Origin of the sequence: Shigella sp. FC1544, from assembly GCF_001722145.1 — a bacterium.
GTDB classification, from domain to species: Bacteria; Pseudomonadota; Gammaproteobacteria; order Enterobacterales; family Enterobacteriaceae; genus Escherichia; species Escherichia coli.
In genome coordinates, this window is sequence record NZ_MECT01000239.1 from 1 (window position 1) to 2158 (window position 2158).

The following is a 2158-nucleotide window of genomic DNA, read 5'->3' on the forward strand; positions in this document are numbered from 1 at the left end:
CGCTAAAATTTCTTTTTTTCATTGGAGCACCTGTGTTGTTCTGAGGTGAGCATATCACCTCTGTTCAGGTGGCCAAATTCAGTGTGCCACTTCACTTTTGACAGCTCCAATGCTGATGCCGCTTTTTCTGGATCAACTGATATTGCAATGTTTCTTTTGGTGCCAATCTTGAGCGCGCGTAAACCAGCTTCTCCGCGCTCTTCATAAACCTTCAGCCACCTGGCTACAGAACCACTACCAGCAAGCATAAAGTGAGCAGCAGCCTGATTAAGGGACATGTGCTGCTCAATCACAGCTTTCACGACCTTGATACGCAACTCTGGATCAGCACTAACACCTTTAGGTTTGGGAATTAAGCCTTTTTCTCCATGTTTTTCATAGAGGGCAACCCATGTCCTGACCTGGGTTCGGGGACACCAAAACGTGCCGAGATGATCCTGTAACCATCATCAGTAGTGAAGTAGTGATTCACGACTTCAAGGCGCTTTTCAAAAGGGTATTTTGGCTTTGACATATTAGGGGCTATTCCATTTCATCGTCCAACAAAATGGGTGCAGTACATAAGCGCAGCGCCTGCGCTGTCACAACAGGCAGTAGACCAGGAATGGAGTTATATGGACTTCCTGGAGCATCTGCTTCATGAAGAAAAACTGGCACGTCATCAACGTAAACAGGCGATGTATACCCGAATGGCAGCCTTCCCGGCGGTGAAAACGTTCGAAGAGTATGACTTCACATTCGCCACCAGAGCACCGCAGAAGCAACTCCAGTCGTTACGCTCACTCAGCTTCATAGAACGTAATGAAAATATCGTATTACTAGGGCCATCAGGTGTGGGGAAAACCCATCTGGCAATAGCGATGGGCTATGAAGCATTTAAAATTTTTTATGATATAAGTAAAATTTCTTTGGAGTTATACCATAATATTCATTAAATTTCCTTATAAAATAAGATGGGCTTGATATTCCGATAAGTCTTGATACATCATTAATATAGCTTTGACTATTCAATAAAAGCTTTGCTGCATGATGCATGCGAATATCAAGAAGGATTTGTTGAAATGTTAATTTTTCACTCTCCAATCGTTTTCTAACAGCTATTTCTGATAAATTCAAGTTATTTGAAATATCAGAAAGACGCCATCTCTTCTCGATGTTTTTTTCAACAATCTTCCTTATCTGATCAGAAAAACTAAGAGAAGAAGCTATCGATATCGAAGTATATAAAGCTTCCTCATCAGAAACAGCTGATAAAAGGCAAGCTAAACTATAGATCTTTCTTTTGCCGAAAGGCATCTCTTTTATAGATTTGAACAAATCGATAGAAACCTCCTCCTCAGAGAGGAGGAATATTTTTTTGTTTAACCCCCTTTTCTCCTCAGAATAGGAGTGTTGAAATGAATAAATTGGTTCCATTATTCTAATAATGCTTAATAATAAATTTCTGTCAAGGCTTATAATCTCAAATGGATTAATGCTATCAGATTTTTTTATGGAGACGTTTATTTGTATATTTCGCTCTATAAAAGCAATTTGCCCTTCATTGATAGTCAAAGTTTCATTGCCTGAGCTAACCGTCATTGAACACCTTTTTGCATATAAAATAATATAGTTATGCAAGCGAACCTTTATATCTATTTTGTTTTTATGTCCCATATCCATCATAAATTCAACAGAATATACCAAACTATATTTAGTGTTTACAGAGTAACTAAGAAATTTCTGTAACAGTGATTGTATACAAAATCTTTCCGTTATTAAGATAGATTAAGTAATTTTTCCTATATTTAACTTTATTTACATTTTTTGAAGAAAGAGTTTATGCAGCTTCTATTTCTCTGTGCAACAAGCTAAGTATTTGCACTGAAAGGGACTATAACCATATTATGGTTTCACTTTTCTTAGGCAATATCTGTGTAAATGTTCGGAAAGGAGTGGAGCTTCGCAAAACTCCAGTATCATAATATCCTATACGGAACGCATAAAGCCCCTTCAGACTGGAGGCTCCACAAATCCGGTTGGTGTTGATATTGGTAAGGCAGTATGACTTTCCGTGAGACAGATGCTGGCCAACGTGGGATATTTAACGCGGGTTAACATCGTTGTCAGAGCCGCATGGGTGAGCTGTTGCTACACCCCGGTATTTCCACCACGGAGG

The 2158-nt window shown here is 39.0% G+C and carries 1 protein-coding gene and 2 pseudogenes; 1 reads left to right on the forward strand and 2 read right to left on the reverse strand.

Annotated features, from left to right (window positions below; genetic code table 11):
• Positions 1-95 precede the first annotated feature (95 nt).
• Positions 96-514 (reverse strand): annotated as a pseudogene (locus BGK49_RS13100) (helix-turn-helix domain-containing protein); the annotation flags it as partial.
• Between BGK49_RS13100 and BGK49_RS13105 the strand changes: the two are divergent.
• A pseudogene (locus BGK49_RS13105) lies at positions 513-884 on the forward strand (ATP-binding protein); the annotation flags it as partial. The pseudogenes BGK49_RS13100 and BGK49_RS13105 overlap by 2 nt on opposite strands.
• On the opposite strand, the gene virF reads toward BGK49_RS13105, so the two are convergent.
• Positions 877-1665, reverse strand: coding sequence for an AraC family invasion system transcriptional regulator VirF (gene virF, locus BGK49_RS13110; protein WP_046891821.1), 789 nt, complete (start codon positions 1663-1665; stop codon positions 877-879). The pseudogene BGK49_RS13105 and the gene virF sit on opposite strands and share 8 nt — an antisense overlap.
• Positions 1666-2158: the final 493 nt, after the last annotated feature.

Coding starts and splice junctions, on each gene's coding strand:
- virF (WP_046891821.1), bottom strand. CDS start 1,665: ATGATGGATATGGGACATAAAAACAAAATAGATATAAAGGTTCGCTTG.